The 2,897-nt window shown below is 59.7% G+C and carries 4 protein-coding genes; all 4 read left to right on the top strand.

The window, feature by feature from the left end; genetic code table 11:
• Positions 1-175 precede the first annotated feature (175 nt).
• Complete coding sequence (locus EN914_RS30345; RefSeq protein ID WP_013531705.1) at positions 176-961, top strand: ABC transporter substrate-binding protein; 786 nt, start codon at positions 176-178, stop codon at positions 959-961.
• A gap of 80 nt (positions 962-1,041) precedes the next feature.
• Complete coding sequence (locus EN914_RS30340) at positions 1,042-1,761, top strand: ABC transporter permease (protein ID WP_024503306.1); 720 nt, start codon at positions 1,042-1,044, stop codon at positions 1,759-1,761.
• Positions 1,758-2,579, top strand: a complete 822-nt coding sequence (locus EN914_RS30335; protein WP_024503307.1) for an ABC transporter permease — start codon at positions 1,758-1,760, stop codon at positions 2,577-2,579. The genes EN914_RS30340 and EN914_RS30335 overlap by 4 nt, the downstream gene beginning before the upstream one ends.
• A gap of 112 nt (positions 2,580-2,691) precedes the next feature.
• Positions 2,692-2,897 (top strand): NAD(P)-binding domain-containing protein (locus tag EN914_RS30330; protein ID WP_164779021.1); only part of this gene is annotated, 206 nt, incomplete at its 3' end.

Below are 2,897 nucleotides of genomic sequence, written 5' to 3'. Positions count from 1 at the left end.
ACCGGGCTCGTTGCTTGAGCGCTGACGCAACGGCAGAATAGCCTTGCCCATTTTTATGGTTTTGCAGTTGCTTTTTTCTTGGAAAGAGTGGGAGTATCGCGCCAGCGGGCGGTCAAAAGCACCGCCCCACAGAGCCGTTCGGAACGACGGCCGGGACCATAAAGAGAGGACCATCATGCGTATTTCACTGCGTATCGCGCTTGCCGCATCGGCCGCGCTGCTGACGCTCGGCGTCGCCCAGGCCCAGGAAAAGACCCTGAGGATCGGCACCGAAGGCGCCTACCCGCCCTTCAACAACCTTACCGCCGATGGCCAGCTCGTGGGCTTCGATATCGACATCGCCAAGGCGCTTTGTGATGAGATGAAGGTCAAGTGCACCTTCGTCGCCCAGGATTGGGACGGCATCATTCCAGCCCTCCAGGCCGGTAAATTCGACGCCATCGTCGCCTCGATGTCGATCACGCCGGAGCGCAAGGAGAAGGTCGACTTCTCGAACAAATACTACAACACGCCCTCGGCGATCGCCGTGCCGAAGGACAGCACGCTGAAAGGCGTGACCAAGGAAGATCTCGCCGGCAAGACCATCGGCGTCGCCACCACCACCACGCATTTCAACTATGCCTCGAAGACCTACACCGACAGCACCGTGAAGGGCTATCCGAGCAGCCCCGAGGAGCAGGCCGATCTTGCCAATGGTCGTCTCGACGCCATCGAGGACGATATCGTCGTGCTGCAGCAGTTTCTGGACTCGCCTGACGGCGCCTGCTGCAAGATCCTCGGCCAACCTTCGCCGCAGCCGGTCGAGATTTTCGGGCCTGGCGCCGGGATTGCCGTGCGCAAGGGCGAAACCGACCTGGTCAACAAGCTCAACTCGGCCATCGCCGCCATTCGCGCCAATGGAAAATACAAGGAAATCAACGACAAGTATTTCAAGTTCGACGTCTACGGCGCCGAGTCCTGATAAGCCAGGTCAAGACGGCGGGGAATTTCCCCGCCGTCTTTCTATTCGTCTTGGGAATGCCGTGGGGATAAGACCGGTCGATGCCAGCCCAGAGCATATGGACACTTCTCAGTTGGGGACCTGAAGGCTGGCTTGACGATATTGCCTATGGCGCACTGATCACCATTGCGTTGGCGCTTGCCACGCTGCCCATCGGATTGACGATCGGCTTTTTCATTGCACTCGCCAAGCAGTCCGAAGAACCGTCGCTGCGCCTTGCCGCCAACATCTACACCACCGTCTTTCGCGGCCTGCCGGAATTGGTCACGCTCTTCCTGTTCTTTTTCGGCATGCCGATCCTGCTGCAGCATCTCGTCAGGTATTTCCGGCCTGACGTCACCATCGACGTCAACAGCTTTGTCGCCGGCATGATCGTGCTTGCACTGATCTTCTCCTCCTATGCCAGTGAGGTTTTCCTTTCCGCCTTCCGCGCCATTCCCAAAGGCCAGTATGAGGGCGGCTACGCCATCGGTCTTTCGAACTGGCTGACCATGCGCAAAGTGATCGTGCCGCAACTGCTGCGCATCGCGTTTCCTGGACTGGAGAACTGCTGGCTCAGCCTGCTCAAGGACACGTCGCTGGTGTCGGTCGTCGGCCTGGCCGAGACGCTGCGCAATGCCAGCATTGCGGCCCGCGTCACCAAGCACGCTTTCCTGTTCTTCGGCGTCGCCTCGCTGGTCTTTCTTGGCCTGGCCGTCCTGTCGTCCTTCGCCACCAATGCGATCCTGCGCTCGCTTGGCCGGCGGGAGGCGCAGCGATGAGCGCCACAGCCACCATGGTCGAACGTCCGCCGCCACGGGCGCGCGGCTGGCCGCGCAGGCGTATCGCCGGTTACGCGCTGGTGGGCCTATGGATTTTGTTCGGTATCGGCATCGTCAGCTATCTCTTCCTTGCCTGGAATCCTGATTTCTTTGCCAAATATGCGCCGGCTTATCTGAGCGGGCTTGGGGTCACGCTGGCGCTGGTTTCCATATCGATGGTACTCGGCGCGATCCTGTCGGTGCCCGTCGCTTACGGGCGCATGTCCAGCAACCGGATCCTGTCCGGCCTCGCCTATTGCTACGTCTATTTCTTCCGCGGCACGCCGCTGCTGGTCCAGACCTATCTGGTCTACTACGGATTGGGTTCGTTCCGCGTCGAACTCCAGTCGGTCGGCCTCTGGGATTTTTTCAAGGACGCGTTCAATTGCGGCGTCTTTGCCTTTGCGCTCAACACGGCCGCCTACCAGGCGGAGATTCTGCGCGGCGCCATAGAGAGCGTGCCAAGAGGGCAATGGGAAGGGGCGGCCTCGCTTGGCCTGCATAAACTGCAGACGTTGCGCAAGATCATCCTGCCGCAAGCCCTGATCGTTGCCTTGCGGCCCTATGGCAATGAACTGATCCTGATGGTCAAGGCGTCCGCCATCGTCGCCATCATCACGGTCTACGATCTGATGGGCAATGCCAAGCTCGCCTTCGCCAACTCGTTCGACATCCAGGCCTATATCTGGGTCGCCCTCGTCTATCTGGTGATGGTCGAGATCTTGCGGCATGGCGTCGAATGGATCGAGCGCCGGATCACCGTTCACCTGAAACGCTGACGATTTTCAATTCGGCTGCACCAGTCGATCAGGCTATACGCGTCTTGACGAATTGAGCGCAGAGCCTAGAGCTTTCGCAGCAAATTCCGTTTCCATTCTGAAGGGCAAGCTCATGGCATCTGTGGCATTTCTCGGTCTTGGCGTGATGGGCTATCCGATGGCCGGACACTTGAAGAACAAGGGCGGCCATGACGTCACCGTCTACAACCGCACCAAGGCCAAGGCCGAGCAATGGGTTGGCCAGCATGGCGGTAGCCTGGCGGCGACCCCTGCGCAGGCCGCCGAGGGCAAGGATTTTGTGTTCTCCTGTGTCGGCAA

The organism is Mesorhizobium sp. M7A.F.Ca.CA.001.08.2.1 (assembly GCF_003998455.1).
Taxonomy (GTDB): Bacteria; Pseudomonadota; Alphaproteobacteria; order Rhizobiales; family Rhizobiaceae; genus Mesorhizobium; species Mesorhizobium ciceri.
This window is presented reverse-complemented; position numbering and strand designations above follow the sequence as displayed.